Below are 1,104 nucleotides of genomic sequence, written 5' to 3' on the forward strand. Positions count from 1 at the left end.
CTAGGGCCTGTGTGATGTTGTGATCAATCAGCGGTCAGCAGGAGATCATCGATCCAGATCATCGAGGCGCGGAGGTGAAGGCCGGCGAGGTAGCTTTCCGGGCTCTTGTCATACCGGGTCGCGATGCCTCGCCAGGCCTTCAGTTTGTTGAAAAGGCGCTCGACTGTGTTCCGTTCCTTGTAGAGCTCGGCGTCGAAGCTGACAGGCCGACCGCCTCGGCTGCCCTTCTTCTTCCGGTTGGCAGCCTGGTCCTTCTTCTCCGGGATGACCGCCTTGATGCGGCGTTCACGCAGGTGGACACGGTTGCCGCGGGACGAGTAGGCCTTGTCGCCGGCGACCGCGTCGGGTCGGGTGCGGGGACGGCCGACGGGTCCGCGGACCCGGACCTTCTTGAGTACGGGGATGAACTGTGGACTGTCCGCGGCCTGCCCCTCGGTCAGGATGAACACCAGCGGTCGGCACTTCCGGTCGCCGGCGCCATGGATCTTGCTCGTCTGCCCGCCCCTGGAGCGCCCGAGTAGAGCAGCTTTCAGCCGGAGCTTGCGCCGACGCCGGATTCGTCGCCGCTCTTCCCGTTCCGGGTCGTCTGCGGCGTCGTGCCCGTCTTGTCCTTCCGGGTCGCCCCCTTTTGCCGGGCCTTCTCCGCCTCGTCGGCAGCTTTCTCCAGGGCGGTCATGGCATCGCAATCGAGGCGCATCCCGGCGGCGTCGTGGTGTGCCCGGACGGTGGTGGAGTCCACGCTAACCAGGGAAAGGTCCACCTCACCCCGCTTCGCGGCCTCCGCGATCAGCCCCTCCAGCAGGGCTTCGAAGACGCCGGCGTCCCTCCAGACCCGAAAGCGACCGTAGACGGTCGGCCAGGGACCGAACTCGGAGGGCATCTCCCGCCACTGGGCGCCGGAGCGAAACCGCCAGATCACGCCCTCGAACTGATCCCGCAGCCTCTCGGGGTACGGGCCGTACTCGCCGATCGGCAAGTACGGCTCGATGAACGTCCACTGCTCGTCGGTGAGTTGCCTACGCGTCACACACAGCGTCCTACCGGATTCCGCCTTCGGGCGGGCACGAAACCGCAATATTGATCACGACATCACACAGGCCCTAG

The 1,104-nt window shown here is 66.0% G+C and carries 1 pseudogene; it reads right to left on the reverse strand.

Going from position 1 to position 1,104, the window contains the following annotated elements:
- Positions 1 to 23 precede the first annotated feature (23 nt).
- Positions 24 to 1,027, reverse strand: a pseudogene (locus ABD369_RS40680) (IS5 family transposase).
- Positions 1,028 to 1,104 lie beyond the last annotated feature (77 nt).

Source organism: Kitasatospora cystarginea (assembly GCF_039533515.1).
In the GTDB taxonomy this organism is placed as follows: domain Bacteria; phylum Actinomycetota; class Actinomycetes; order Streptomycetales; family Streptomycetaceae; genus Kitasatospora; species Kitasatospora cystarginea.